This window comes from Lawsonibacter sp. LCP25S3_E2 (assembly GCF_052117285.1).
Lineage (GTDB): Bacteria > Bacillota > Clostridia > Oscillospirales > Oscillospiraceae > Lawsonibacter.
Window position 1 is genome coordinate 11,262 of the sequence record NZ_JBQKJL010000003.1, and the last position, 26,446, is coordinate 37,707.

Consider the following 26,446-nt stretch of genomic DNA (forward strand, 5'->3'; position numbering starts at 1 on the left):
AATAGCGTCAGTAGTACCTCAAAAAAATTGCGAGTATTTTTTTCCGGAAATTTGCAAGCCGTTGCGGTGCAAGGATTCCAAGGCAAAATATCCGGATTGAAGCCACCTGACAAAGAAAAAGACATCTGCTTTTTGCAGATGTCTTTTTTGTTTTGCTGCACTCTCCCTTTTTATCTTAAAAAAAGCGCCTGCTTCGGCAGGCGCTTTTTTAATATCCGTTGACCAGGGCATCCAACACCTGGGCAGCCACGCCTCCGGCAGAGACGGAACCGTCCCCTCCCTCCTCCACTACTACGGAAAAGGCATAGGGGGCGTCCTCATTGCGAAGAAACCCCGCAAACCATGCACTGGGCTGCTTGCCCCCTCCCACCTCGGCCGTGCCCGACTTGGCGCACACGTCCATATTGGGAAAGCGATTTGCACCGTAATTCACCACCACGTTGTTGGCCATCATATCAGCCAGCTGCTGGGCGGTGTCCTTCTTGATCAATGTACCCGTATGTCTGGCCAGATGGGGCAAAGCGGGCAGAGGCAATTCCCCTTCGGTCTTCAGCACCAGATAGGGCACGGCGGCCTTGCCGCCGTTTCCGATGGCCCCCATCCATACCATCACGGCACAGGGGTTCACCAGGTCGTTATACTGCCCCACACCCGACCATCCAAGCTGGCCCACAGAGGCCCCGCTGAGCTCATAACTGCCTTTGGCCGTGGAAATGCCGCTTACCGAGTAGCTATCCAGCATGCCCGCCTTCTCCACATAGCGGCTCATGGTCTCCTCCCCCAGATCCACTGCCAGCTGAGCAAATACTCCGTTGCAGGAACAGGCCAGGGCATCGGCAATGTCCATTTCTCCGTGGGCATAGGGGCAGGTGATCTCCTCGCCCCCTACGGTGGTAGAACCATCACAGGAAAAGGTGCGGGAATAGAGATCCGGGAGGTTCTCAAGAGCGGCAGTAAGAGTAATGGTCTTGAACACTGACCCCGGAGTAAAGGAGCTGGACAGGAAGCGATTGACATAAACTCCTTCATATCGCTCATCCCCTTCCTGAATCTCCGGGGGATCGGCCGGATCAAAGGTGGGAGCAGAAACCATACACAGGATCTCCCCCGTCTTGTAGTTATAGACGCCCACCGCCCCCTTATGGCCCTTCAGGGCCTCATAGGCAATGTAATTGAGGCGGGCATCTAAAGTAAGGTAGAGGTCGTTTCCCTGGCCGAAGGGATTATCCGCCCCAGTCAGGAAATTATAGCCGGAGAGCTTATCGGCAAAGGCCACCAAAGCGCTGGTACCGATGGAACCGGCGGGGTCCCCCACCGCATGGAGGGTAGCTTTACGGACCGTGGCGTTGGCATAATACTGCCGGTTTCCATCCTCGTCCACCCAGGACAGCACATCCCCGTCCCGGTCCAGCACCCGGCCTACCGCCAGAGCCCCATTGGAGTTGTAGAGGTGCCGGTTGGCGGCAAAGGATGCCCAGTCTCCTCCGAAGAGAAAGAATTTGATCACAAACAGGCCCAATCCCAACACCAGCGCCAGGGTTAACGCCAGGCAGATCAGGGTACGCTTTTCAATTTTTCTCATAGCCGGCCTCCTTCTTGGTTCCCGCGCCGCTCAGCCATTGTGGGCCGTGGAAATTTTGCTTGCGGATGGCAAAGCTGGCATCCCGCCGGGTGTCGGCAGCCTTGAGGAAGGCCAACAGCCCCCAGGCAGAGAGCATGGACGAGCCGCCGTTGGAGACAAAGGGGAAGGTGACTCCGGTAAGGGGCAGAATGTCCACCGACCCCATCACATTCAAAATGGTCTGGAACACCAAAAGGCTGGTGGCAGCACAGGCGGCAATGGCATAGAAACTGGACCGCCCCGCCCGGCAGCAGCGCACGGCAAACACTGCCAGGGCCACAATGCATAATACGGCCAAAACCGCAATCACCAGCCCCCACTCCTCACACAGCATGCCAAACACCAGGTCGGTATCCGCGGCGGCCACCCGGTGCAGCCACCCCTCCCCCGGTCCCACGCCAATCAGTCCCCCGGATGCGGCGGCGGACATGGTCCGGGTCTGTTGGTAGCCCCCGGCGGAGGCCTGTTCCCACACATGGCCCCAGGAGGCAAAGCGCCGCAGCACATAGGGCTTCAGGCTCACCAGGGTAAAGGCCCCGAACACCGCCCCGCCGCAGACGAGGGCCAGGGTGGCAAAGTCCCCGGAGCGCAGGTAGGCAATGACCAGAAAGGTAATGAAAAAGATGGCGGCAGTGCCAAAATCACTCATCAGGGCCAAGCAGCCCATGCACACCCCGGTAAGCAAAATGAAAAGCCCCAGGTTCCGCTTGCGAAACAGCCGCTCCAACGTGGCCGCTCCCGCAAAGATGTAACAGATTTTGGCCAGCTCCGAGGGCTGAAAGGACATCCCCAGAATACTGATCCAGTTGGCCGCCCCATATTTCACCTGCCCTACCACCAAAGACAGCCCCAGAAGTCCCACTGCTCCGGCGGCCATGAGCCAGCGAATCTTTTTCACCCGCTCCAGGTCCCGGAGAAAGACCCCCAGGATTAAAAAGAGGACGATCCCCAGCACAATGGCCGCCAGCTGCTTCGGTACCGACCCCGGTGCGGAGGAGGCGGTGACCGCCAGGGACAGGGTGGACAGAAAAAAGGCAATGGTCTCCATCTCAAAGCCGGTACGCCCCAAGGCGCCCATACCGGTACAATAGATCCACATCAATCCCGTCAGACACAAAAAGCAGACCGGAACCAGAAGGATGTGCTCCTCCCCCCGCAGCAGAAAGTGGAATGCGGTAAGAATCTGAAAGAGGGTAAGGATCCCCAGGGAGCCCCAGGGGGAAACCGGCTTCTCTTCCGGCTTCTCCGGCTCCTGCCGGCTGGGTGCCGGGAGCAGTACGGTCTCCACTCCGCCCAATCCCAGCACATCCCCCAGCTTCACCGCTGCGCCCTCAGGGCCCACTGGGGCGCCGTTCACAGTGGTACCGCTTTTAGAACCCAGGTCATACACGGTCCACCCCTCCTCGCCCCGGATGAGGGCGGCGTGCTGGCGGGAGACCACCGGGTAATTGAGTACCACGTCATTGCTCTCTCCCCGGCCCAGGAGGTTTTCCCAATGGCTAAGAGGTTCCCCTGCCCCATTGGGCAGAGAAAGTACTGCCCAAACCTCTGGCTTTGGGGAAGCGTTGATGAGAGACCGGATCACCTTAGCCAGCATGGCGATGGCCAGTGCAGGAAATACAAAGCGCAGAATCAGGGTATACCAGGCAAACACCTGAGGATACTCCAGCGGCAGCTGACGCAGGGCATTGGCCGCAGAAATCACGGCAGATACAAATTGGGACAAGTTCTTCCCTCCTCTCTGTGTCCGGGAAGTCCCATTGGATTTGTTCCAGCATACTACATTCCCACTGGGGATACAAGGGCGGTTTTGCACAAACTAGCGGTAAAAAAAGGACGCGGCGGAATGGTTCCGCCGCGTCCGGTCCGTTTATTGCTTGGCTGGAAGCTGGTTCAGCTCAGGCATGAGCTCGTCAGAAATGATGGTGAGCATCTCCTCCAGCTTCTCCACATCCTGGGCAGGAAACCGCTCTTTAATCCGGTCCATCACCGTGGACAGGTAGCGGTAGCTCACGTTGTAGTAGTCAATATATTTCTGGGTTACCGCCAGGTGATACTCCCGCTTGTCCTCGGGGGACTGTATCTTTCTCACATAGCCCTTCTGGACAAGGCTGTTGATCTTATAGGCGGCATTGGGGGGCGAGATATTTACAAAGCTGGAGAACTCCGCGATGGTGGGGTTGCCCAGGGCGTTGATGATCTCCATGCAGAAGGTCTCCACCGTGGTGAGGCTGGCCTCCCGATCCTGAAACCGGGAAAAAACCGCCTGGTAAAAATGGAGCTTAAATTTCGTATACACTTGATTAAAAGCCTGATCCAGCATAGCGCTTCCTCCTGCAATTTCTTCTATCATAGCCAGTATAACAAACTTACAGGCGGGAAGCAACCGTTACTGAATGACAAAGGTCAGCTCGCACCGGGCGGCAATCTTACCCTCCACCTTGGCCACCGCCTTACCGTAGCCGATGGGACCGTGCTGCTCCACCAGTTCGCACTCCAGCTCCAGCACATCTCCGGGCAGCACCGGCTGTTTGAACCGGGCATTCTTCACCCCGCCGAAAATGGCCAGCTTGCCCTTGTTCTCCGGCAGGGACAGGGCGGCTACCGCTCCGGTCTGGGCCAGAGCCTCCAGAATGAGCACCCCAGGCATAATGGGTTTTCCGGGGAAATGGCCCACAAAAAAGGGCTCGTTCATCGTAACACATTTGATTCCCGTGGCCTTTACCCCCGGCTCACAGTCCGTGATTTTGTCCACCAGCAGGAAAGGAGGACGGTGGGGGAGAATATCCATAATTTCCTGAATGTTCAGTTCCATTGTTAGCCCTCCCACTTTTTGAAGACCAGGCAGGTGTTGTGCCCCCCGAAGCCCAGGGAATCGGAAATGGCCACCTTGATGTCCGTCTTCCGGCCCTCATTGGGTACGATGTCCAGGTCACAGGCAGGATCGGGCACCTGGTAGTTGATGGTGGCGGGGACAAAGCCGTCCTTCAGGGCCAGCACAGAGAACATAGCCTCCACCGCGCCGCTGGCTCCCAGCAGGTGGCCGGTCATAGACTTGGTGGAGCTGACCATCAGCTCTTTGGCATGCTCCCCAAAGACCTGGTGGAGGGCGGCGGTCTCGCCGCTGTCGTTGAGGGGGGTTGAGGTGCCGTGGGCGTTCACATAGTCCACCTCAGCTGCGGCCATGCCCGCATCCTCCAGAGCCTGGCGGATACACTCCGCGCTCCAGGTGCCGTGGGGGTCGGGGGCCGTAATGTGGTAGGCATCGCAGGTGGCACCGTAGCCCACGATCTCTCCGTAGATCTTGGCGCCTCGTGCCTGGGCATGTCCCAGCTCCTCCAGCACCAGAATGGCCGCGCCCTCGCCCATGACAAAGCCGCTGCGCTCTGCGTCAAAGGGGATGGAAGCCCGCTTTGGATCGTCTGCGGTAGTCAGGGCACTCATGGAGGTAAAGCCGCCCATGGCCAGGGGGGTAATGGAAGCCTCGGCGCCGCCGGAGAGCATCACCTCGGCGTAGCCGTCCCGGATGTGGCGGAAGGCATCCCCCACTGCGTTGCTGCCGCCGGCACAGGCGGCCACGGGGCAGATGCACATGCCGTGCAGCCCCAGGCGGATGGCAATGTGGCCGGCGGCCAGATTGGTGATGGACATGGGAATAAAGAAGGGGGACACCTTGTCAAACCCCCGGACATTGCCCGCCTCACAGGAGGACTGGATGGTAGCGATGCCGCCAATGCCGCTGGAAACGGACACGCCGCACCGGGCCGTGTTCTCCTGCTCCAGGTTAAGGCCGCTGTCCTGCACCGCCTCCACCGCCGCGGTAACGGCGAACTGGGTAAAGCGGTCCATACGCTTAGCCTCTTTCTTGTCCAGAGCCACAGTGGGGTCAAAGTCCTTGACCTCGGCGGCCAGAGAGACCTTCTGATTGCTGTGATCGTACAGGGTAATGGGGGCGATGCCGCATACGCCGTCCTTCACAGCCTGCCAGCTGTCGGGAGCGGTGTTGCCCACAGGGGTGACCGCGCCGATGCCGGTGATGACAACTCGTCTTTTTTCCATAATCCGCATCCTTTCTGCTCTCAAACGGCCATGCCGCCGTCCACACACAGCACCTGGCCGGTGACATAGGCAGCCTCGTCCGAGGCGAAGAAGGCCACCGCATGGGCCACGTCCTCCGCCTGGCCCAGGCGGGCCATGGGAATGGTGGCGAGCATAGCCTCTTTGGCCTGCTCAGAGAGCACGGCGGTCATATCCGTATCAATAAAGCCAGGGGCCACCGCATTGACGGTGATCTTCCGTCCGGCCAGCTCCTTGGCCAGGGACTTGGTCAGGCCGATGAGGCCCGCTTTGCTGGCGCAGTAGTTGGCCTGGCCGGGGTTGCCCCGCAGGCCGACAATGCTGCTCATGTTGATGATGCGGCCATAACGCTGGCGCATCATGGGACGGTAAACCGCCTTGCAGCAGCAGAAGGCCCCTTTCAGGTTGGTGTCCAGCACGGCATCGAAGTCCTCCTCCTTCATCTGGAGGGTCAGGCCGTCCCGTGTGATACCGGCGTTGTTTACCAGGATGTCAATGCGTCCAAAGGTGTCCAGCACCTGCTTGACCATGTCCTCACAGGCTTTGGCATCGGCCACGTCGGCCTTGATGGCCAGGGCCTTCACCCCCAGCGCTTCACACTCGGCCACAGTCTCCTGGGCGGCCTTCTCGTTGCCGGCGTAGTTGACCGCCACGTTGGCTCCCTGGCGGGCAAACTCCAGGCAGATAGCCCGGCCGATTCCACGGCTTCCGCCGGTGACCAGGGCGATTTTTCCAGTTAAGCTCATGGGGTTATTCTCCTTTCAGGGCGGCGATGGCAGCTTCCAGTTCAGAAACCGTCTCTACCGGGTAACACTTGATTTCCTTAGCAGTCTTCTTTACAAAGCCGGACAGGGCCCGGCCGGGGCCGATCTCCACCACGGTGTCCACCCCCAGCTCGTGGAGGCGGCGGATGGTATCCTCCAGATAGACGCTGGACTGGACCTGCTGCTCCAGGAGATTGGGAATGGTATCCCGCTCCCCTTTCAAATCTCCCAGGCAGTTAAAGAGCACGGGAATTTCCATCTCACCAAAGGTTACACTCTTAAACTTTTCCCGCAGGGCGTCTCCGGCAGGAGCCATCAGGGAAGTATGGAAGGGGCCGCTCACCTTCAGGGGGAGCACCCGCTTAGCCCCCGCGGCCTTTGCCAGCGCTCCAGCCTTGTCTACGGCGGCGGCGTCCCCGGAGATGACGATCTGTCCAGGGCAGTTGAAGTTGGTGCACTCCACCACGCCCGCATCAGAAGCTTCCCCGCACACGGCCTTCAGGCTCTCCCGGTCCATCCCCAGCACGGCCGCCATGCCGCAGGGGCGGCCCTGGACCGCGCTGGCCATGGCCTGGCCCCGGAAGGCCACCAGAGAGATGGCAGTGGGGGCGTCAAACACTCCGGCACACTGGAGGGCAGAATACTCGCCCAGGCTGAGCCCGGCGGCATATTCCGGAACAATGCCCGCCTCTTTCAGCACAGCGGTAACCCCGGCGGCAAAGGCCACCATGCAGGGCTGGGTGTAACGAGTGTCATTGAGCTGCTCCTCAGGCCCGTCAAAGCACAGGCCTTTCAGGTCGAAGTCCACCGGGGCACTGTCCAGCACCTGGCGGAACACGGGGTAAGCTTCATACAGGTCCCGGCCCATACCCACGTGCTGGGAGCCCTGGCCGGCATACAAAAAGGCAAGTTTCATTGGGAAACCCTCCATTCGTTTATCAGTTCGTCCATCAATTCCCGGACATGGACCATCTTGTTCATCCGCCCCACATTAGAACCGCTGAAAAAGAGCCCCTCCTCCCGGTTACCCTTTACCGCTTCAATGAGGGCGTGGGTGATACAGAAAGGGATTTGGGTGGGAACGCAGCCCTTTATGCACCGGGAACAGCGCTGAGGGGCCTGACGAAGGCTCTGCTCCAGCCGCTCCACCAAAGGCGTGCGCACCGCCCGGCCAGGCATGCCTACCGGGCTGTGGATAATGGTCAGGTCTTCCTCTCCGGCGTGCAAAAGGACGTCTTTATACCCCTGGGAGGCGTCGCACTCATAGGTAGCGATAAACCGGGTGGCCAACTGCACTCCGGCCGCCCCCAGGCGGGTAAACCGGGCCATGTCCGAACCGGAATACACACCTCCGGCCACAAACACCGGGATAGGGTGGCCGTATTTTTCCTCATAGGGCCGCACCTCGGCCAGAACGCCGGGCAGCAGCTGCTCCAACGTGGGACAGGAACCAGCTTTCAGCTGTTCTTCCTCAAAACCCAGGTGACCGCCCGCATCCTTGCCCTCCAGCACGATGAAATCGGCGGTGGTGTGGTACTTCCGGTCCCAGGTCTTTAAAATGAGTTTGGCCGCCCGTGGAGAGGAGACAATGGGGGCCTTGGCGGCTTTTTCTCCCACCAGCTCGGGCAGGTCCAGGGGAAGCCCAGCTCCGGACACCACTGCGTCCACCCCCGCCGCCACAGCGGCTTTCACCGCGTCGGCATACTGGACGGTGGCCACCATGGCGTTCACCGCCACCACACCGGCCCCCTTGGCGATCTCCTTAGCCTTGCCGATCTCTTGCTTCAATGCCCGGAGGTTGGCCTCAAAGGGGTTCTTTTCAAAATCGGGCTCCAGGTAACCCGCGTCGGCGGTGCTGATGGTGCCCATGCCGCCGCAGGCGGCCACCGCTCCAGCCAGGCCTCCCATGGAGACCCCCACCCCCATGCCCCCCTGGAGGATGGGCAGGGTCAATTCACGTTTTCCAATTCTCATTTACTGCTCCAGCTCACGAAGGCGCTGCTCACAACCGGCCTGGAGCTCTTCAAAAATTTTGCGCAGGGGCTTGATTTCATGGAGCATACCGGCCACCTGTCCAGCCATGACGCTGCCGGTCTTTACGTCGCCGTCAAACACAGCCTTGCGCAGGGAACCCAGGGTAAAGTGCTCCAGCTCCATCCGGTCAGCGCCCTCCCGCTCCTTGGCGATGTAGGCGTTGGTCATCTGGTTGCGAAGGCAGCGCACCGGGGCATCCACAGAGCGTCCGGTGACTACAGTGGAGCGGTCGGTGGCCTTCAGCACCGCCTGCTTGTAGTTCTCGTGGACCGGGCACTCTTCGCTCACCAGCAGGCAGGTGCCCACCTGAACTCCGATGGCACCCAGGGCATAGGCAGCCAGCAGCTGACGGCCGCTGGCAATGCCGCCGGCGGCAATGACGGGGATGTCCACCGCCTCCACCACCTGAGGCACCAGGGCCATGGTGGTCAGTTCGCCCACATGGCCGCCGCTCTCGGTGCCCTCGGCGATAACGCCGTCCGCGCCCCGCTTGGCCACCAGCTTGGCCAGAGCCACCGCAGGCACCACGGGAAACACCTTGATCCCAGCCTCTTTCCAGGCAGGGATAAAGCGGGAGGGATCACCGGCACCGGTGGTGACCACAGCCACCTTCTCCTCTGCGGCAATGGCGGCCAGCTCCTCCACCTGGGGGTGCATGAGCATAATATTCACACCAAAGGGCTTATCGGTGAGGCTGCGGCAGCGGCGGATGCTGTCCCGGAACATTTCAGGGGACATTCCGCCCCCGCCAATGAGGCCCAGGGCCCCGGCGTTGGAAACAGCAGCGGCAAACTCGGCGGTGGCAATGTTAGCCATACCACCCTGAATAAAGGGAAATTCGATCCCCAGAAGCTCGTTTAATTTCATGGTGTTCCTCCCACTTCAGCCTGTTAACCATCAGGCTGTCAATCTATGTATCAAGGGCCCTCCCGCAGGGAGTTCCGTCGCCCGCAGGCGGCGGAATATTTTTAAATCGGTTTTTTCAGCGGCTCTGCCGCCGAAAAAACACTTCTCGCCCAAAACGGGCCGACTTTTCCGTCAGGAATCGAGGCCCGTTTTGGGTGCAATTCCTCAAATGGTAAAAGCGGAACGCTTTTACCATTTGAATAAAACTCCTCCCCACGTCAGCCCCGCGCCAAAGCCCAGGCACATGACCCACTGGCCCTTCTGAAGCAGTCCCTTTTCCACCATTTCGTCCAAGGCGATGGGGATGCTGCCCGCGGAGGTGTTGCCGTAGCGGTCCATGTTCTCATAAAAACGCTCCAGAGGCAGCTTCAGCCGCTTGGCCACCGATTCCACAATGCGGTGGTTAGCCTGATGGGGCACATACCAGGCTACGTCCTCCTTCTGAAGGCCGGCCTTTTCCAAAAGCTGCTTTGCCACTTCGGGGACGGTCTTGATCGCAAACTGAAATACGCCCTGGCCATCCATATGGAGGTAGGGCCGGTCCTGTCCGGGCCCCCAGGCCCACAGGATGTCCTTATCTCCCCGTGTCCCCAGCTGGCTGTACCAGCCGTCTTCGGTGGCCTCCACCACGGCGGCGCCCGCCCCGTCTCCAAACAGGATACAGGTGGAGCGGTCATCCATGTCTACAATGCGGCTTAAAAGCTCCCCTCCCACCAGCAAGGCATAGGGCCGGTTCATGCGGGGCAGCATAGCCGCGGCAGTCTCCATGGCATAGAGGAAGCCGGTACACCCCGCCCCCAGGTCAAAGGCAGGGCAGTCCTCCGGCAGGCCCAGTTTCTGGTGAATGAGGCAGGCCTGGGCGGGGGTCAGCCGGTCGGGGGTCACTGTGGCGGTCAGGCACAGTCCGATGTCCTCGGGTTTTAACCCCGCCCGGTCCAGGGCCTGGCGGGCAGCCTGGACGGTAAGCTGGGTGAGGGTCTCCCCCTCTCGGGCAAAACGCCGCTCCCGGATTCCGGTGCGGGTCACAATCCACTCATCGTTGGTGTCCACCCGGCGGGCCAGGTCGTCGTTGGTCACGATCTGCTCCGGAACCGCCCGGCCGGTGCCAAGGATGTGCAGTCCGTTCATGTCTCTTTCTCCTCCCGGACCGCGCCCATGGCGCGGAACTTTTGATAGCGGTGGGCGGCCAGGTCCTTTTCCCGGCCCAGCTGGGTGAGGCTGCGGGCAATGGCTTTGTCTACCGCCTCAAAAACCGGCCTGGGGTCCACATGGGCGCCCCCCTCGGGTTCAGGAATCACCTGATCCACCACGCCCAGACGCAGAAGGTCTGCGGCGGTGAGCTTCATAATGGATGCGGCCTCGTCTGCCCGTGCGGCATCCTTCCACAAAATAGAGGCAAACCCCTCGGGGGAGAGCACCGAGTAGATGGCGTTCTCCAGCATGATGATCCGGTTGCCCACAGCCAGGGCCAGCGCCCCGCCGCTGCCTCCCTCGCCGATGACCACGGTAACCACAGGCACGGTGAGAGAGCTCATGAGGGCCAGCGAGGAGGCAATGGCCTCTCCCTGTCCCCCTGCCTCGGCCTCCAGACCGGGGTAGGCCCCCGGCGTGTCCACAAAGGTGATGACCGGACGGCCGAATTTTTCCGCCTGCCGCAGCAGGCGCTGCTCCTTGCGGTAACCCTCGGGGGAGGGCATACCGAAGTTGCACTTCATATTTTCCTCAAAATTACGGCCCTTTCGGTGGCCGATGACGGTAACGGGCTTTCCATGGAACCGGGCAATGGCCCCGAAAATGCTGGGGTCCTCCCGGCCCAGGCGGTCACCCTGACAAACAAAAATATCGGTAAACAGGTGATGGACAAAGTCCATGGTACCCGGACGGCCCGGATACCGGGCCAGCTTTACCCGCTGAGCGGCAGTGAGATTGCTCATCGGTGCATGACCCCCTTCCTGTGAAGAAATAGAAGTTGGGAAAGTACCTGGCGCATCTGGCTGCGGGGGACGATCTGGTCCACAAAGCCGTGCTCCTCCAGGTATTCCGCCCTCTGAAAGCCTTCGGGCAGCTCCTGGCCAATGGTCTGCTGAATAACCCGTGGACCGGCAAAGCCGATGAGGGCTCCGGGCTCGGCCAGGGTGATGTCTCCCAGAGAGGCAAAGCTGGCGGTGACACCGCCGGTGGTGGGGTGGGTAAACACGGAGATATAGAGCCCACCAGCCTCAGAAAATCGCTCAATGGCAGCGCTGGTCTTGGCCATCTGCATAAGGGACAGGATGCCCTCCTGCATCCGGGCTCCGCCGCTGGCGGAAAAGATGATGAGGGGCAGTTTATGCTTCTGGGCGTACTCCACACCACGGGTGATCTTCTCCCCCACGGCCACCCCCATGCTGCCCATAAAGAAGCGGCTGTCCAGCACAGCGAATACCGCCTGGCGGCCGTCCAGCTTTCCGGTGGCCACCACCGCCGCGTCGCTGAGGGCGGTCTTCTCCCGTTGGGCGGCGAGCTTTTGTTCATAGCCAGGAAAATCCAGCGCATTGGGAGCAGTGAGCTCGGGCCAAAGCTCCTGAAAGGTAAAGGGGTCCAGCAGCAGGGACAGCCGGAGATAGGCCCCAATGGGCAGGTGATAGCCGCAGTGGGGACAGACGTACTCCGTCTTCACCAGTTCCTGGTTCTGGCACTCACCCCCGCAGTCCGGACAGGTCCGGGAACCGCCGGTGGTCAGGTCGGAGCGCTGGGCGGCCGCCTTGACGGCATCCTCCCGCTGACGGCGCAGCCGGTCCAGCCGGTCCCGGCGGGAACGAAACAGTGGTTGCATTTAGTCCTCCTTATTCCAACGGAGCAGCTCATCCTGGTGCTGGGCCAAAAAGCCGGTGTCGTACCGCCCCTTGACAAAGTCGGGGTGGTGCAGAATGAGGTGGCAGAAATCGGCGGTGGTGGGATACCCCTCAATGATCATCTCCTCCAGCACCCGGCGCATACGGCGAATGGCCTCCAGCCGGGTGGGCGCGTGGACAATGACCTTGGCTACCAGAGAGTCGTAGAAGGGGGAAACCTCATAGCCGTTATAGAGCAGAGAATCCACCCGCACTCCAGGGCCTCCGGGGAAATGCAGAAACTTTGTGGTACCGGGGCAGGGCCGGAAATCCTGGGCCGCATCCTCCGCGTTGATGCGGCACTCCAGGGCGTGGCCCCGAAGGACCACGTCCTCCTGCCGCACCGACAGAGGAAGACCCGCGGCGATACGCAGCTGCTCCCGCACCAGGTCCAGGCCGGTAACCATCTCGGTGACCGGGTGCTCCACCTGAATTCGGGTGTTCATCTCAATAAAATAGAAATGTCCCTCCTGATCCAGGACAAACTCAATGGTGCCGGCGTTCTCATAGCCGGCGGCTTTGGCGGCAGCCACCGCAGCCTGGCCCATGGCCTCCCGCAGTTCGGGAGTAAGGGCCTTGGAGGGAGATTCCTCCACCAGCTTCTGGTTTTTCCGCTGAATGGAGCAGTCCCGCTCCCCCAGATGGATCACGTTGCCCTGGCGGTCGGCCAGGATCTGAAACTCAATGTGCTTAGGGTTGAGAATGAGCTTTTCCACATAGAGCTGCCCATCTCCAAAACAAGCCAGGGCCTCCGCCCGAGCCTGCTGGAATTTGCTCTCCATATCCTCAGGACGGTCTACCCGGCGCATGCCGCGGCCGCCGCCTCCGGCGCTGGCCTTCACCAGCACGGGGTAGCCGATCTCCGCGGCGATCTTCCCGGCCTCTTCGGCGGTCTCCACCGCCCCATCCGAACCGGGAACTACCGGGACATGATGCTTCTTCATCAGGTCCCGTGCGGCGGACTTGTTGCCCATCATCCGGATCACGTCTCCGGAAGGACCGATGAACCGCAGACCCAGCTGGGCACACTGATCGGAAAATTCCGCGCTCTCTGAGAGAAAACCGTAGCCTGGGTGAACGGCATCACAGCCGGTCTCCTTAGCCACGGTCAGCAGAGCGTTCACATTTAAATAACTGTCGGCCGCCTTGGCGGGGCCAATGCAAACCGCACGGGTGGCCAGCTGAACGTGGAGGGCATCGGCGTCGGCCTGAGAATAGACCGACACCGTCTCCACGCCCAGCTCACGGCAGGCCCGCGCGATGCGTACCGCGATTTCGCCGCGGTTGGCGATCAAAACACGCTGAAACATCTCACAGCCTCCGGACCCGGAACAGAGGGGCGTCAAAGGCGGCCAGGCTGCCGTTGTCCAGCAGCACTTCCTCGATGACGCAGTCCATGGGAGCGGGAATCTCGCTCATGGCCTTCATGGCCTCCAGGATGCACACCGTCTGGCCCTTCTGGACCTTGTCCCCCGCCTGAACGAAGGGGGCGGCGTCAGGACCCGCGGCAGTGTAGAAGGTGCCCACCAGAGGGGCCTTGATGTACTCGCCCTCCTCCTGCACAGCAGGGGCGGCAGCAACAGGGGCAGCAGCCACAGCAGCAGGGGCGGCAGCAACCACAGGGGCGGCGGCCACGGCCACAGCCTTTTCCAGCTTCAGCCGGGTGCCGTTCTGCTCCAGCTCCAGCCCAGTGATGGAGGAGCGCTCAAAGCGCTCCATCAGCGCGTAAATGGATTCCAGTTCCATGGTATTACTCCTCTTGCGGTTAGATTGATTAGGCCTCCTTGGCCTCCAGGTAGCGCACGATGTCGCCCACGGTCTTCAGGTTGGGGCGGTCCTCGTCAGCGATGGACAGGCCCAGCTGCTCCTCCAGAGCGATGTTCAGCTCCACGGCGTCCAGGGAGTCGGCGCCCAGGTCCTCGGTCAGGTCGGCCTCCATGGTAACCTCGTCCATCTCACAGCTCAGGGTATCAACAATGATCTCGCGTACTTTCTCAAACATGGGAAGTTCTCCTCTCAATAATTGGTTTGTTTTCAGTTAAAATATTTTAGTTAAAATTATTTAATTAAAATATTTGAGCGTATTGTACCTGCTCCATGGGGAAAAGTCAATGTAAAATTTCAACAAACAGGGAATTTCTGGCCCGCCAATATTTGATCAGGTGGTGGGAAATCGACAAAAGTTGCCTGTTTTCACCCCTTTTCGCTCTAAAATTGGCAGCTATGCTCCCCACCTCTTGCATTTCCCCACAATTGGAGGTATGATAAACTCTGCCCACAAAAAGGAGATACATCCCCAGGAGGAACATCCATGAGAGTATTCGATACCCACGCCCATTACGACTCCGGCGCCTTCAACGCCGACCGGCTGGAGATACTTGCCTCCATGCCCGAGCAGGATGTGGCGCTTATTTTAAACCCCGGCTGCGAGTTGGAGAGCTCCCGCACCGCTGTGGCCCTCTCGGAGCAGTTCCCCTTTGTCTACGCCGCTGTGGGGGTCCATCCCTCCGACTGCGGAGACTGGGAGGACAGCTGGCTGGAGGAGCTGCGGACCCTGGCCGCCCATGAAAAGGTAAAGGCCATCGGCGAAATTGGCCTGGACTACTACTGGAAGGAAAATCCCCCCAGGGAGTTTCAGCAGCAGGTCTTCCGCAAGCAGATGGAGCTGGCACGGGAACTGGACCTGCCCGTCATCATCCACGACCGGGAAGCCCACCAGGACTGCTTATCCATCGTCCGGGAGTACCCCGATGTCCGGGGCGTGTACCACTGCTACTCCGGCAGCCTGGAGGATGCAAAGGTACTGGTCAAACTTGGGTGGATGCTCTCCTTCACCGGAGTGGTCACCTATAAAAATGCCCGGAAATCCCTGGAGGTCATTGAATGGCTGCCTATGGACCGCATTATGATTGAGACTGATTCCCCCTACCTCACCCCCGAGCCCTTCCGGGGCAAGCGAAACGATTCCGGGAAGGTCCACCTGGTGGCAGAGAAGATCGCCCAGGTAAAAGGCATGGAGCCGGAAGAGGTCGCCCGGATCACATTGGAAAACGGCAAACGGTTTTTTAATATTTAAGGAGGCGTGAAGGCTATGACCATCACCTATGAATATGAGGGCGCGCTGTATGTGAACCTCACCAACAAATGCAACTGCAATTGTGAGTTCTGTCTGCGCCACGGAAAGGCCCAGGGCTCTATCTATACGGAGGATTCCCTGTGGCTGGAGCGGGAACCCACCCGGCAGGAGGCGCTGGACAGCTTCCTGGGCCGGGACATTCCCTCTTACCGGGAGATCGTCTTCTGCGGCTACGGGGAACCCACCTACCGGCTGGATGACCTGCTGTGGCTGGTGGATGAGCTGAAAGAGCGCTTTGGCGCGAAGCTGCCCCCCGTGCGCATCAACACCAACGGCCACGCCAATCTCATTAACGGCCGTGATGTGTGCCCGGAGCTGAAGGGACGCATCGACACCCTGTCCATCTCCCTCAACTCCGACAACGCCGCCGACTACACCGCTCTGTGCCATCCCATTCAGGGGGAGGAGGCCTATCAGGCCATGCTGGACTTTGCCGGTGAGGCCAAACACTATGTCCCCCATGTGGTCATGACCATTGTGGATAAGGACAAGACCCCGGAGGAGATCGAGCACTGCAAGCAGATTGCTGCCGATCTGGGGGTGCGCCTGCGCATCCGCAGCTTTATTGATTCCTGATCACTCAAATAAAAAACGCCGCCGGACTTCGAATCGGTCCGGCGGCGTTTTTTATGTTCCGTTACAGCTCCTGATAGAGCTCGATGATGGCTCCGTCCTTCCACACAAAGGCCAGCTTGGCGCTGTCCCCCATGGACATGGGGCCGCAGATGACGCTGTCCGCGTCGGCAATGTAGTGGTCCAGGTCGTCCACCTTATAGGCCACATGGGGATGGCGGTGGATCTCCTCGGGGAAGGGAGTGCCCTCCTCAAACTTCAGGTACTCGATCTTGAAATCATAGTCGTCTACCTTGCTGACCCAGAACTTGCCCCCTTCGTTGTAGGTCATGTTGGGCTTGCGGTTGGTGATGGGAATACCAATGTGCATATACTCAGCGGACATAACGTTTCCTCCTATTTTTTCATTAGCTGTTTTTGACACTCTCGTAGACCTCAAAGGCCTGCTTGGGGGTATACCCCTCATGGACCACCTTGCCGATGGCCTGGGCCATACCGGCGGGGCAGTCGGACTGGAAGATGTTCCGGCCCATATCCACGCCGTGGGCACCCTCCTGAATGGCCCGGTAGGCCATATCCAGGGCTTCCAGCTCCGGGAGTTTCTTTCCTCCGGCGATGACGATGGGCACCGGACAGGCGGCAGCCACCCGTTCAAAGCCCTCGCAGTAGTAGCTCTTCACCACGTTGGCCCCGTTCTCTGCCAGCACTCGGGTGGCCAGCAGGAAGAACTTCTCCGTGCGCTCCATCTCCTTGCCCACGGCCACCACGCCCAGGGTGGGGATGCCGTAGCGGGCACCCGCGTCAGCGGTGCGGCACAGAAGCTCCAGGGAGCGGGATTCTCCCGCCGAGCCGATGAAGGTCTGCACGGCCACACAGTCGGCATTCATGCGGATGGCGTTTTCCATATCGCAGGCGATGCCGCCGCCGTTTGACATGTCGTCAAAGAGGACGGTGGAGTCATAGGTCACCCGGACGCACTTGGCCACCCGGTCGGCGGGGGAGATGCAGGAGCGGATGATGCCCTTGGTCCCCATGAGCACGTTCACATAGGGGATGAGGGGCGGGATCACCAGGTCGATGCGCTCCAGCCCGGCGGTGGGGCCCATAATGTACCCGTGGTCAAAGGCCAGCATGACGGTGTTGCCCGACTTGGGGTCAAACATCCGGCCCAGCCGGTTCTGAAGGCCCCAGTCACAGTGGCCCGCGCCCTTGACGTAAAAGCCCTCCTGGGCCTGGGGAATGTCCAGGTGGTAGTCGTGGGCGGCCTTGTTTCCAATATTATCTGCCATGGCTTACTCCTTGCTGTAGGCGGGGGTGTGGCAGGGGGTGTTCCACAGGCGGAGGATCTCATCGTCCCACTTGGCGATGTTCATCTGGAAGCCGGCAGCCTCCTGAACGGTGAGGATCTCACCCACCATGCTGGCCACCACGTTGACGCCCTTGTCCTTCAGGAACTCCACAGTATCCTTGAAGAGAATGAGCATCTCCATCATGGTGGTAGCACCGCAGCCGTTGATCATGACAAAAACATTGTCCCCAGCCTTCAGCTCCAGCTTCTTGCTCAGGGCCTCGGCCACGGTGTTCACGGTGTCCTTGGCGGACATCATGGGCACCCGGACGCCGCCGCCCTCGCCGTGCTGGCCGGCGCCGATCTCCATCAGATCGGTCTCGCCCAGGTCACCGAAGGACATGCCGTTCTGGGGGTGGGTGGCGTCGGTGGACTTTACGGTGATGGAGGCCATGTTGTCCGCGTAGCGCTGGGCAATCTCGGCCACCTCGTCCAGGCTCTTGCCCTCACGGGCTGCGGCAGCGGCCACATGGTAGAGGGCCACCGCACCGGCCAGGCCGCGCTTGTTGTCCTCGCCATTGGGGTCAAACTGGATCTCCTCTCCGGTGACCACCTGGCGGAAGTTGAGCCCCGCCTTCTGAGCCAGCTTGATGGCCTGCTTGCCGGCCAGCTGGTCTCCTGCGTAGTTCAGGGTGAGCAGCAGCACGCCGTGGCCCTTGTCGGCCAGCTTCATGGCGTCAAACACCAGCTTGGCATTGGGAGCGGCAAAGATGTCGCCCACGGCCTGGACGTCCAGCATGCCCTTGCCCACAAAACCGGCCTGGGCAGGCTCGTGGCCGGAGCCGCCATAGGTGACGATGGTCACCCGGTCCGCATCGGCCAGGTCCTTGCTGATGACCAGGTGGCCGTCCACCTCCACAATGTCGGGATAGGCCAGCCCCAGGCCGACAAGCTCCTCGTCGGTGATGGTCTCGGGGGCGTTGATAAACTTCTTCATCTTCATATGGAGTGCCTCCTTATTAAAATTAAATAATCGTTTCTTCAGCCCTCGGCCAGTCCCTGGAAGAAGCAGGCCATGGACACAGCACCCGCATCGGGAGTACCGATGGTCTTTTCACCGTAGCTCTTGGCCCGGCCAAATTTCGAGACAAAATTCTTGCTGGCCTCCGCCCCCTCCTGGGCCGCCTGGGCCGCGGCGGCAAAGAGCCCCGCCTCATCCCCGGAATAGGCGGCGATGGCCTCGCTGGCCGGAATCAGAGCGTCCATCATGGTCTTATCCCCCACTTTGGCCCCAGAGATATCGCTGAGGGCCTCCAGGGCGTGGGCGAACATGGTCTGGAGCTGCTGGGTGCTCACCTCATCCCCCTCGGGGGCCGCCTCCTGCAGCCCATCCAGCCAGGTGTTCCACAGGGGAACGGCGCTGCCGCCGTTAAGCACCATCACAGCCATGGCGGCATCGTCCAGCATGGACTGGATACCTCCCTCCGCTTCCTCCACCGCCTGGGCAATGGCTCCTGCGATTTTAGCCATGGTCAGGCCGTGGTCGGCATCGCCAAATTTGGAGTCAATGTCTGTGAGCATATCCTCCGCGGCAATGACCTTGTCACAGGCGTGCTTCAGCCGGAGGGAAAACGCTTCCTTATTCATATTACGGCCATCCTTTCGGTCAAGTGGGACACTGCATTGCAATCAGCCCCAGCTTGTTACTTCTGTAAGGTGATTGTATTCCCAGCTATAACAAATGTCAATAACACAGTGTATTTTCCCTGCTTCTCACAGAAAACCGCCTTAATTTTAGTGGAAATATACAAATATTTTTTCGTCTTTTTTCTGCAGCAGTCCCATATATGTTACATATGTTACTTTTCTGACAGCAGCTCCCGCACCAGTTCCGCCCGCGCCACGATGTGACTGAACATCCCAGAACGCACTGCCCCCCGCAAAGCCCTGAGGCTGGTATTCGCCGAACAGACACCGATAATATTGGGACAGCGCCGCAGCTGCTCCAGGGGAATCTGGATGGCAAAATCCTGGTCCGACTGGATGACCTTTCCCTCTTCATTGAAGTAGTAGACCAGCAGCCGCCCACAGGTATGCTCCTGCTGCAGCAAGCTTCCATAGCGCACCAGGGAGGCAAAATCAGGACTGGAGGGATAGTTTCCGATGTTCACCAGGGCCGTGTCCATCCGGTCCCACTGAAGCTGGATCTGGCGGTAAACCTCGGTAGAACACAGCAGCTGCTTCTCCTCCAAACTCTCCGGCAATGCAGGCAGATAGAGAAAATGCGGGACTGCCCCCAATCGCTCCGCCATCAGGCGGACATTTTCATTGGATTGGTAGTTTCGGGCCGGGATACTGGCGTTGCCCACCAAAGGGCACAGGTCACTGACGGTGCTGCCCGGCTGGGGATTCTCCTCCAGCCAGGTCACCAGTTGGCCGATCAGGTGGCCCCAGCCGATGCCCACGCGCCGTGCTCCCAGCTCCTCCAGCAATTCCACCGCACCTCGTGACAGGCTCTGGTTGGTCTGGCTGTCATCTTCCCCATCAGGAGCAAGGGAGCCACCCCGCAGCCCATACGCCCGGCACAGCCGGTCCAGCACCTGCTTGTCCTTTTCGCCCGGCTCGTGAATCAGAATTTCTACAATCCCCAGCTCCCGTGCCTCGCTGAGCATGCGGCTGATCAGAGGGCGGGACACTCCCATCTCTCGGGCAATGTCGCTCTGCTTCTGCTCCTCCAGGTAATACCGTTTGGCCACATGGGCCAGCCGCCGCTCCTTTTCCCCGCTGGTATACATGGGCGCCGCCCCCTTTCTGTTACATATGTTAAGTGTATCACAATTATGAACAAATGCAACCTGTGAATTCCATTTCTTTTAGTTTTTTTGCCCATGAATCTATGGGCAAAAAAATATGCCCGACAGTGGACCCCACTGCCGGGCATATCTGCATCTTTGGAACATCAACCATCATTATGGAGCCAGCTTCAAAGTCCGGTCCCGGTTAAAGCAGGCAAAAATCTCCTGGGTCCTGGGTCTGGCCAGGAAGGGGACGCCTCCCCCCTCCTCCCACAGGGCTGCTACACCACCCCGGTCCATGACCTGTTCCAGCTCCTTCACCACCTGGCGAAGCGTCTTTTCTCCATCCAGCAGGTACCGGTGGGCGTAGCGCAGGCAGTAGCCCAGGGCAGCGGACTGCTCCCCATCCCGCAGCTGCTCTACATACCTTAAATCAATGTTCTCCCGGTTCAGGGACACCCCGTCCCGGCCCAGAGATTTTACCTTTGTCCGGCCGTCTCTCAACTCCTGTGAGGCCTTCGGCCGGCGATCAAAGGCTGGTTCCCTTGCCGGTTCCGGGAGTTCTCCAGTCAAAGGAAAGAGGGCAGCTTCTCGTTTCGCCGGGACCGTAATGTCCTGGGGCACATAGCGGTCCATCTGGATAATCGTATCTGCCATGTGGAAGTAGGCCCCTGAGCTTCCCGCTACTAAGATAGTCGAAATACCCTGGTGCTCGTACAACCACCGCACCCGGTCCAAAAAGGGGGTGATGGGCTCCATGTCCCGGTGGATCACCCGCTGCATCAGCGCGTCCCGGACCATAAAGTTGGTCGCACTGGTGTCCTCGTCCATGAGCAGAAGGGACGTCCCTGCCTCTATGGCCTCCACCACATTGGCCGCCTGGGAGGTGCTGCCGCTGGCATCCTCGGTGGTAAAACGAGTGGTATCCTTCCCATTTGGCAGGTTTCGAATAAACATGGAGATGTCTGCTCTGCCAATGCTCCGCCCATCCTCAGCCCGAACCTTTACCGCAGAGGGGTCCGTGATCACATACTCCCTTCCATCTCCGGCGATGTGGTTATAAACGCCCAGTTCCAGGGCCTTGAGCAAAGTGGATTTGCCATGATAGCCGCCGCCCACGATGAGGGTGACTCCTGTTCTGACCCCCATACCGGTAACTTTCCCCCGGTGGGGCAGCTCCAGCTCCACCGACAGCGCTTCGGGGGAATGGAAGGGCACTGCCCCCTTCATGGGCAGTTGAGACACCCCAGAGGCACGGGGGAGGATACTCCCATCCGCCACAAAGGCACATAGGCCCATCTGGGGCAGGGTTTTGCGGATATAGTCCTGGTCCTCAGCCAGATCGGCCGCCGCGTTCAGCTCCCGCGGGTCCCAGTTCTGATACAACAGGGCTTCGCTCACACACCGGGGCAGCAGCACGAAGAGGATCTTCTCCAGCTCCCGCGCGTTGATCGTCCGGCCATTGGCGGGAAATCCCACTTCCAGGCGCAGCAGTACCTCTCCGCTATTTGGATTCAGGGTACAAGCGGTACGCTCCAGCACCTCCTGACCACATCGGCTCAGCGAAATCAAACCGCTGTGTCCAGAACCTTTGGCCTGGAAGGATGCCCCGGCTGCCAAACGGCCAAAGCGGCGGGTCAGGGCATCCTGAACGGCCACACGCCGGCAATCCGTCCGGTATAGCTCCGGCGGAAACCCTGCACGCTTTCCCTCCACCCGCACACTCACCCTGGAGGGAGCGGCAAAGGGGTCACCCTGGACATGGTCGATGGACAGCACATAATCGCCGAAGCGGTACGCTCCCCTGGTATCCTTATAGGCGGGATAGCTTCTGCGGTCAATGCGCTCCAGCAGGTTTTTCAGGTCGTTGGATGTCTGCATAAAAGGTCCCTCCCATTTCAGACCACCTTATCCTCTCTCTTTTGAAGTAGATAAAACAACAATAACTGCGACAGAGAAAGGAGAAGGGCGATCATTGTGTTGGTCATTATCATTGTACTCCATCCTCCATCCGAAACGCAAGCGCGGCCAAGGGGGAGTACAGCCGAAAAGGGGGTAAATGCACATAACAGCAAAAGCATAACCAGCACACCCCCCTGTTCTGCATTCCACACAGATCGGCCACCCAGCAGCCACAAGGTAAGTCCCAGGGTCGAAAGGCCCCAATAGCGTAACATCAAACGATTGGCACCCAGATTATGCACTTGGAAAAGGAGGGTGTCAAAATAAAGTAGTGCACCCATGTAGATTACCATCACCCCATAAGCTGCCCACCCCATAACACCTCCCGGATCCTTCAGGCCATAATTGACTGGATACATGGCTGCGGCAAAGCCGCTCCCGCTCCAGAGAAACCCCAACAGCGCCGCCCGTCTACATTGTTTTTCCCTCAATTCCGCTTCCATAATCTCCCCCCGCATTCTGCCTAAAACTGCACGTTCCATCTCACAACCTCATATTACCACCTATTTTATTGAATTACAATTATTTTTTATTGATAATCAATAAATTTAAGAAACGGTTTCCACTATATAAATCATAATTTTCATCTTGTGCCGCAAGGCAGCACGTGGTAAAATAAATACAACTTTGTGATTTTGCTTTTATTGGAGGGAGCTCATGCCTAAGGTAGCTTATTCCGAAGAGGACCGCCTGCAAATCCGGCAAGCACTGGTGGTCAAAGCTCTGGAGCTCATGGCAAAGCAGGGGATCCAGCACACAACCGTGGAACAGATCTACCAGGCTGTGGGCATCTCCCGCACGTTTTTCTATACTTTCTTTCCCTCCAAAGAGGATTTGATCGTAGAGACCTTCTATCTCCAGCAGCCCAAAATCCTGGCCTATGCCCAGTCCCTTATGTCTGATCCCGCCCTCACCTGGAAAGAGGGGGTCGTCCAGTTCTTCCGCTCCTGCTGCTATGGAGAAGAGAGCGGAATCGCGGTGATGACGATCCAGGAACAGCAGCTTCTTTTTCACCGCCTGTCACCTGCGAGCTATCAGTTGTTTCGTCAAAAGCAGGAGCAGCTGTTCAGCCAGCTTCTGCTCTGCTTCGGTATACAACCCAGCCGCGCACGCATCCAGCTATTCACCAATATCAGCCTGACAGCGATCGTCGTTCGCCGGGCCATTCCCGATACCCTCCCCTTTTTTGTTCCCGATGCCCGCGAAGAGACCGTCGAATTTCAGATCCGTGCCATCGCCGATTATCTGGAGCAGCTCAGAGATACACCTCTGCCCGCCTGAATCCAAACTTCGCCTGGTTCAGGCGGTTTTTCTTCTGAATAATAAAGATGATTTTCATATTTCGTCTTTATTGTAGGTAACCGGGCCACGTTCCGTCCCGGTTTCCAAATAAAACTTTTATAGAACATAGGAGGAACCAAACCATGGGATTTTTCAGCAAGCTTTTTAAGGGACCCGAAGTAGACATGGAAAAGAGCAACGCCAACGCCAAAAAAATGCGGAGCCTATTCAACGATGCGGTGGAGAACGGGGACAGCTATCGGCTGATTTTCGGCTACACCGAGGATGTCTCCCGTTTCAATTACGGCTTTGTCCACGGCAGCAAGACCAAAATCGGCAACCTGATCGTAGGTTGGAACGAGGCCGCAGAGACCATCGTGGTGGTCCCCACCGTGCCCGACCTCTCCGGCCGAGGAGACCCCACCTATTACCGCCGTTCTGACATTTTAAAGGCCTACCGCAACAAGTATCCCACCGATGCCTTTGTCATCTACCCGGACAAGAGCGGCTACCTTGCCATCAACGCTTACGACTGGCTGGAGGATGAAACGCTCTATGTCTACGTCTCCCAGGAGGAGGAGCTGGCCGCCTTTACCGACTTTTTCATGAACCATTTCCAGAAGAAGTAAGGGGCTTTGCACGGCCAATTGTAACATATGCGCGGCGCTTTCCAAATTTCAGAAAGCGCCGCGCATACACGTTTCTTTTGACAAGATTCCGGTGCTGCTACTTACCGCTGCCCTCAGACTGCTCCTCCGCCCAGACCTCCTTGGCCATGCGAAAGGCAGCCCAGGCCTTTGGCCAGCCCGCATAGAAAGCGGCATGGGTCAGAACCTCGGCAATCTCTTCCCGTGTGATGCCATTTTTTCTCGCAGTTTCCAGATGGTACTGAAAGGAGCTGTCCACCAGCCCCTGGGCCATCAGAGCCACCACCGTGACCAGAGAACGGTCCCGCAGGGAGAGCTTATCCTCCCGACTCCACACCTGGCCAAACAGCACATCATCATTGAGCTGGGCAAATTGAGGCGCAAATTTCCCCAAAGCATCTCTGCCCGCCGTCTGTTTTACCGCCATTGATAAGCACCTCACTTACTTCTGTCTATATTTTTTCCCATCTCATAAGCCTCGTTCAGTGCCCGATGCCCCCGGATCTCTCCCACACCGGTCACGCCGCCAGCAAAGACCTTCCCCGCAAAGCGGGCCTTTTCAAAGCAGTCAATCCAGCCCTGCAGCCCCGTAACTGCCCCGTCCACCGTGTGCTCCTCCTGCTCAGCCGCAGCGGCCAGCAGGTAGATGTCCCGAAACTGGTAATCAGCAGAATAGAGCGGATTTGCCCGGTCCAGCAATGTCTTCATCTGTCCGCACATTCCATAGTAATAGATGGGCGTGGCAAAGACGATGACATCAGCCGTGCGCATGTGCTCGGCAATGACATTGGCATCGTCGCCAATGACACAGCGCTGGGTTTCCAGGCAGCTCAAACACCCTCTGCAAAACCCGATGTTCTGATCATAAAGCGCAATTTTTTCCACCTCATGTCCCGCTTCCCGTGCACCCCGGACAAATTCATCCGCCAGCACATCTGAGTTTCCACCCTTTCGGGGGCTGGTGGAAAGTACCAAAACCTTTTTGCTCATCACAATACCTCCTTACCGGTGTTTCATATGATCTTTATGGGAATGAATTAACATTGATTGTAGCACTTCGTGCATGAAATTACAAATAACTAGATCTTATGCGCTGGGATTCATCTTATTTATAGCACCACCCAAGAAAAAGCCGGAGTCTTTACAAGACTCCGGTTTCCTCCGCGCATCAGTTCCCCCTCAGCAGAGGCATGAGTTGGTTGCGGCAAATCCAGGCCCCGTTGTACTGGGTACGGGCCCGCGTCTTAGCCCGCAGACTGCGGTCCTCCCGCATAAGGTTCACAATGATTCCGCCGTGCTCCTCATAATAGGCCTGCTCCGAGGGCACATATCGCTCATGGGTATCATAACCAAAGTTGCGCCCGTCCCACCGCATGAAGTAGGCTCCCAGACTCTCTCCCAGCTCCTTCAGCGCGGGCACTGCCTCGTTGAGCACCAGGAAGTTTCCGCGGCTGGCCGCCTCCAGCACCGTCAGGCCAAAAGACTCGGAGTAAGAGGGGCAGATAAAGAGGTTGGACAAGCCAAACAACTCCAACACCCCCTTGCGGGGAAACCCCTGCTCATATCCCAGGTCAGAGGTAAAGACCATATCTCCCTCCTCCAGGCCAAATTTTCTTCCCTCCATTTGGATCATCTCTTTGTAAACTCTGCTGGGAATATCTGCACAGGGAAAATCGCAAAACACCATTTGGGTACGCTGTTCTGTTTTGCGCTGGATTGCCCCTGCCAATGCCGCCGCCTTTTCAAATCGTTTTCCCGGAGTAAGCCGTCCGGGGCAGACGGCCAGGATCTCCCCATGGAGCAGATCTATGCTGCCCGCCACCCGCTGAACGTCTTCACTAAGCACTTCCAAAAGAGGCAGACTGTTGTACACCACTGCACAGTTTCCCTGTGGCACATCATATTGCCGGGCCAGAGCTTCTATCCCGGAACGGCTGGGATAGACAAAACAGGTATTGGGCATGGGGGTGAAACGGGCAGAAAAAGGCTCCTCCATCTTTTGCGGCCGGTTTACAGGCAATGAATGGGTAAAAGCCAGGAATCTCACATTGGGCAAGGACGTTTGAGCCCGGCGAATTGCCACATTATGCACCAGGTGCCACCCCTGGTAGAGGATATCGTGCAGGATACACACATCCACATCCTGGAGATTCCGGACATAATCCCGTGCGATGGTTTCCGCTTCCTGATAAAATCCCTCATGAACCGTGCCTGTAGGCGAGGAATAGTCGTGCCAGACGATGGGGACACCGCCGCAGGTGTTGGTGATCTTTACCCACTCCAGCCTGGGGTCCCGAAAAATGCCCCAGCGCTCCTCATCCGGGCAGGTCTCACACACCAGGATTTTTACCTCTACCTGGGCTTCCAGCAGCATTTTGATCTGATCCGCCACTACATTGACCAGAGAATAGGTGGTAGACAGGCCGGAAAACATGGTTAAAATGGCGACCTTCATAGCTAGCGCCTCCCTTTCCTGATGAAGTGGATGG

Annotated in this window: 30 protein-coding genes; 4 read left to right on the forward strand and 26 right to left on the reverse strand. The window is 58.7% G+C overall.

The annotated features are described in order from the left end of the window. Positions 1 to 18: 18 nt before the first annotated feature. From ACTQ3R_RS03790 to acpP, 16 genes are all read right to left on the reverse strand, one after another. Positions 19 to 231 carry a hypothetical protein gene (locus tag ACTQ3R_RS03790; protein ID WP_441778070.1) on the reverse strand — a complete coding sequence of 71 codons (213 nt, stop codon included), beginning with the start codon at positions 229 to 231 and terminating at the stop codon, positions 19 to 21. Further along, on the reverse strand, positions 209 to 1,582 hold the full coding sequence (locus ACTQ3R_RS03795) for a penicillin-binding transpeptidase domain-containing protein (RefSeq protein WP_441778071.1): 1,374 nt from the start codon (positions 1,580 to 1,582) through the stop codon (positions 209 to 211). Before ACTQ3R_RS03795 ends, ACTQ3R_RS03790 begins: the two co-directional genes overlap by 23 nt. Beyond that, a complete protein-coding gene (locus ACTQ3R_RS03800; RefSeq protein ID WP_441778072.1) occupies positions 1,569 to 3,347 on the reverse strand; it encodes an FtsW/RodA/SpoVE family cell cycle protein in 1,779 nt (592 codons plus the stop codon). Before ACTQ3R_RS03800 ends, ACTQ3R_RS03795 begins: the two co-directional genes overlap by 14 nt. Before the next feature lie 144 nt (positions 3,348 to 3,491). Beyond that, the gene (locus ACTQ3R_RS03805) at positions 3,492 to 3,944 is read right to left on the reverse strand and encodes a MarR family transcriptional regulator (RefSeq protein ID WP_441778073.1); all 453 of its coding nucleotides are present in this window, start codon (positions 3,942 to 3,944) and stop codon (positions 3,492 to 3,494) included. A gap of 66 nt (positions 3,945 to 4,010) precedes the next feature. After that, positions 4,011 to 4,436 (reverse strand): 3-hydroxyacyl-ACP dehydratase FabZ, encoded by a 426-nt coding sequence (fabZ, locus tag ACTQ3R_RS03810; protein WP_441778074.1) that lies wholly within the window; start codon positions 4,434 to 4,436, stop codon positions 4,011 to 4,013. A 2-nt stretch (positions 4,437 to 4,438) separates the two neighbouring features. Beyond that, a complete protein-coding gene (gene fabF / locus ACTQ3R_RS03815; RefSeq protein WP_441778075.1) occupies positions 4,439 to 5,680 on the reverse strand; it encodes a beta-ketoacyl-ACP synthase II in 1,242 nt (413 codons plus the stop codon). Positions 5,681 to 5,700: 20 nt separating this feature from the next. Next, positions 5,701 to 6,444, reverse strand: coding sequence for a 3-oxoacyl-[acyl-carrier-protein] reductase (gene fabG / locus ACTQ3R_RS03820; protein ID WP_441778076.1), 744 nt, complete (start codon positions 6,442 to 6,444; stop codon positions 5,701 to 5,703). A 4-nt stretch (positions 6,445 to 6,448) separates the two neighbouring features. Continuing rightward, positions 6,449 to 7,378 carry an ACP S-malonyltransferase gene (gene fabD, locus ACTQ3R_RS03825; RefSeq protein WP_441778077.1) on the reverse strand — a complete coding sequence of 310 codons (930 nt, stop codon included), beginning with the start codon at positions 7,376 to 7,378 and terminating at the stop codon, positions 6,449 to 6,451. Continuing rightward, entirely contained in the window at positions 7,375 to 8,436 is a 1,062-nt protein-coding gene (locus ACTQ3R_RS03830) for an NAD(P)H-dependent flavin oxidoreductase (protein WP_441778078.1), read from the reverse strand. Before ACTQ3R_RS03830 ends, fabD begins: the two co-directional genes overlap by 4 nt. Then, positions 8,437 to 9,363 (reverse strand): nitronate monooxygenase, encoded by a 927-nt coding sequence (locus ACTQ3R_RS03835; protein ID WP_441778079.1) that lies wholly within the window; start codon positions 9,361 to 9,363, stop codon positions 8,437 to 8,439. A 228-nt stretch (positions 9,364 to 9,591) separates the two neighbouring features. Then, positions 9,592 to 10,530 carry a beta-ketoacyl-ACP synthase III gene (locus tag ACTQ3R_RS03840; protein ID WP_441778080.1) on the reverse strand — a complete coding sequence of 313 codons (939 nt, stop codon included), beginning with the start codon at positions 10,528 to 10,530 and terminating at the stop codon, positions 9,592 to 9,594. After that, positions 10,527 to 11,336 (reverse strand): acetyl-CoA carboxylase carboxyltransferase subunit alpha, encoded by an 810-nt coding sequence (locus ACTQ3R_RS03845; protein WP_441778081.1) that lies wholly within the window; start codon positions 11,334 to 11,336, stop codon positions 10,527 to 10,529. Before ACTQ3R_RS03845 ends, ACTQ3R_RS03840 begins: the two co-directional genes overlap by 4 nt. Next, complete coding sequence (gene accD, locus ACTQ3R_RS03850; RefSeq protein WP_441778082.1) at positions 11,333 to 12,217, reverse strand: acetyl-CoA carboxylase, carboxyltransferase subunit beta; 885 nt, start codon at positions 12,215 to 12,217, stop codon at positions 11,333 to 11,335. The genes ACTQ3R_RS03845 and accD overlap by 4 nt, the downstream gene beginning before the upstream one ends. Further along, complete coding sequence (gene accC, locus ACTQ3R_RS03855) at positions 12,218 to 13,585, reverse strand: acetyl-CoA carboxylase biotin carboxylase subunit (RefSeq protein WP_441778083.1); 1,368 nt, start codon at positions 13,583 to 13,585, stop codon at positions 12,218 to 12,220. Between the two features lies 1 nt (position 13,586). Further along, a complete protein-coding gene (gene accB / locus ACTQ3R_RS03860) occupies positions 13,587 to 14,021 on the reverse strand; it encodes an acetyl-CoA carboxylase biotin carboxyl carrier protein (RefSeq protein WP_441778084.1) in 435 nt (144 codons plus the stop codon). Between the two features lie 28 nt (positions 14,022 to 14,049). Then, positions 14,050 to 14,277: an acyl carrier protein gene (gene acpP, locus ACTQ3R_RS03865; protein WP_441778085.1), complete on the reverse strand. Its 228-nt coding sequence runs from the start codon at positions 14,275 to 14,277 to the stop codon at positions 14,050 to 14,052. Between the two features lie 309 nt (positions 14,278 to 14,586). Between acpP and ACTQ3R_RS03870 the strand changes: the two genes are divergently transcribed. Continuing rightward, positions 14,587 to 15,351 (forward strand): TatD family hydrolase, encoded by a 765-nt coding sequence (locus ACTQ3R_RS03870; protein ID WP_441778086.1) that lies wholly within the window; start codon positions 14,587 to 14,589, stop codon positions 15,349 to 15,351. A gap of 15 nt (positions 15,352 to 15,366) precedes the next feature. Then, positions 15,367 to 15,987, forward strand: a complete 621-nt coding sequence (locus ACTQ3R_RS03875) for a TatD family nuclease-associated radical SAM protein (RefSeq protein ID WP_441778087.1) — start codon at positions 15,367 to 15,369, stop codon at positions 15,985 to 15,987. Between the two features lie 61 nt (positions 15,988 to 16,048). Here ACTQ3R_RS03875 and ACTQ3R_RS03880 read toward each other — a convergent pair whose 3' ends face one another. The 7 genes from ACTQ3R_RS03880 to ACTQ3R_RS03910 all read right to left on the reverse strand — a co-directional run bounded on the left by ACTQ3R_RS03880 (position 16,049) and on the right by ACTQ3R_RS03910 (position 22,511). Further along, on the reverse strand, positions 16,049 to 16,369 hold the full coding sequence (locus ACTQ3R_RS03880; RefSeq protein WP_441778088.1) for a hypothetical protein: 321 nt from the start codon (positions 16,367 to 16,369) through the stop codon (positions 16,049 to 16,051). A 22-nt stretch (positions 16,370 to 16,391) separates the two neighbouring features. Then, positions 16,392 to 17,273, reverse strand: coding sequence for a 3-hydroxy-5-phosphonooxypentane-2,4-dione thiolase (lsrF, locus tag ACTQ3R_RS03885; RefSeq protein ID WP_441778089.1), 882 nt, complete (start codon positions 17,271 to 17,273; stop codon positions 16,392 to 16,394). A 3-nt stretch (positions 17,274 to 17,276) separates the two neighbouring features. Continuing rightward, a complete protein-coding gene (locus ACTQ3R_RS03890) occupies positions 17,277 to 18,275 on the reverse strand; it encodes a dihydroxyacetone kinase subunit DhaK (protein ID WP_441778090.1) in 999 nt (332 codons plus the stop codon). Between the two features lie 38 nt (positions 18,276 to 18,313). Beyond that, on the reverse strand, positions 18,314 to 18,919 hold the full coding sequence (locus tag ACTQ3R_RS03895; RefSeq protein ID WP_441778091.1) for a DAK2 domain-containing protein: 606 nt from the start codon (positions 18,917 to 18,919) through the stop codon (positions 18,314 to 18,316). Between the two features lie 212 nt (positions 18,920 to 19,131). Next, a complete protein-coding gene (locus tag ACTQ3R_RS03900; protein WP_441778092.1) occupies positions 19,132 to 20,067 on the reverse strand; it encodes a sugar-binding transcriptional regulator in 936 nt (311 codons plus the stop codon). Positions 20,068 to 20,241: 174 nt separating this feature from the next. Further along, on the reverse strand, positions 20,242 to 21,948 hold the full coding sequence (locus ACTQ3R_RS03905) for an ABC-ATPase domain-containing protein (protein WP_441778093.1): 1,707 nt from the start codon (positions 21,946 to 21,948) through the stop codon (positions 20,242 to 20,244). Positions 21,949 to 21,965: 17 nt separating this feature from the next. Beyond that, positions 21,966 to 22,511 carry a hypothetical protein gene (locus tag ACTQ3R_RS03910; protein ID WP_441778094.1) on the reverse strand — a complete coding sequence of 182 codons (546 nt, stop codon included), beginning with the start codon at positions 22,509 to 22,511 and terminating at the stop codon, positions 21,966 to 21,968. A 175-nt stretch (positions 22,512 to 22,686) separates the two neighbouring features. On the opposite strand from ACTQ3R_RS03910, the gene ACTQ3R_RS03915 reads away from it, so the two are divergent. Both ACTQ3R_RS03915 and ACTQ3R_RS03920 read left to right on the forward strand, forming a co-directional pair. Continuing rightward, positions 22,687 to 23,310: a TetR/AcrR family transcriptional regulator gene (locus ACTQ3R_RS03915; RefSeq protein WP_441778095.1), complete on the forward strand. Its 624-nt coding sequence runs from the start codon at positions 22,687 to 22,689 to the stop codon at positions 23,308 to 23,310. A gap of 143 nt (positions 23,311 to 23,453) precedes the next feature. Continuing rightward, complete coding sequence (locus ACTQ3R_RS03920; protein WP_441778096.1) at positions 23,454 to 23,939, forward strand: hypothetical protein; 486 nt, start codon at positions 23,454 to 23,456, stop codon at positions 23,937 to 23,939. A gap of 97 nt (positions 23,940 to 24,036) precedes the next feature. Here the strand turns inward: ACTQ3R_RS03920 and ACTQ3R_RS03925 are convergent, their stop codons facing one another. From ACTQ3R_RS03925 to ACTQ3R_RS03935, 3 genes are all read right to left on the reverse strand, one after another. Beyond that, positions 24,037 to 24,384 carry a carboxymuconolactone decarboxylase family protein gene (locus ACTQ3R_RS03925; RefSeq protein ID WP_441778097.1) on the reverse strand — a complete coding sequence of 116 codons (348 nt, stop codon included), beginning with the start codon at positions 24,382 to 24,384 and terminating at the stop codon, positions 24,037 to 24,039. A gap of 11 nt (positions 24,385 to 24,395) precedes the next feature. Then, the gene (locus ACTQ3R_RS03930) at positions 24,396 to 24,947 is read right to left on the reverse strand and encodes a flavodoxin family protein (protein ID WP_441778098.1); all 552 of its coding nucleotides are present in this window, start codon (positions 24,945 to 24,947) and stop codon (positions 24,396 to 24,398) included. A 178-nt stretch (positions 24,948 to 25,125) separates the two neighbouring features. Further along, positions 25,126 to 26,412: a glycosyltransferase gene (locus tag ACTQ3R_RS03935; protein WP_441778099.1), complete on the reverse strand. Its 1,287-nt coding sequence runs from the start codon at positions 26,410 to 26,412 to the stop codon at positions 25,126 to 25,128. Positions 26,413 to 26,446: the final 34 nt, after the last annotated feature.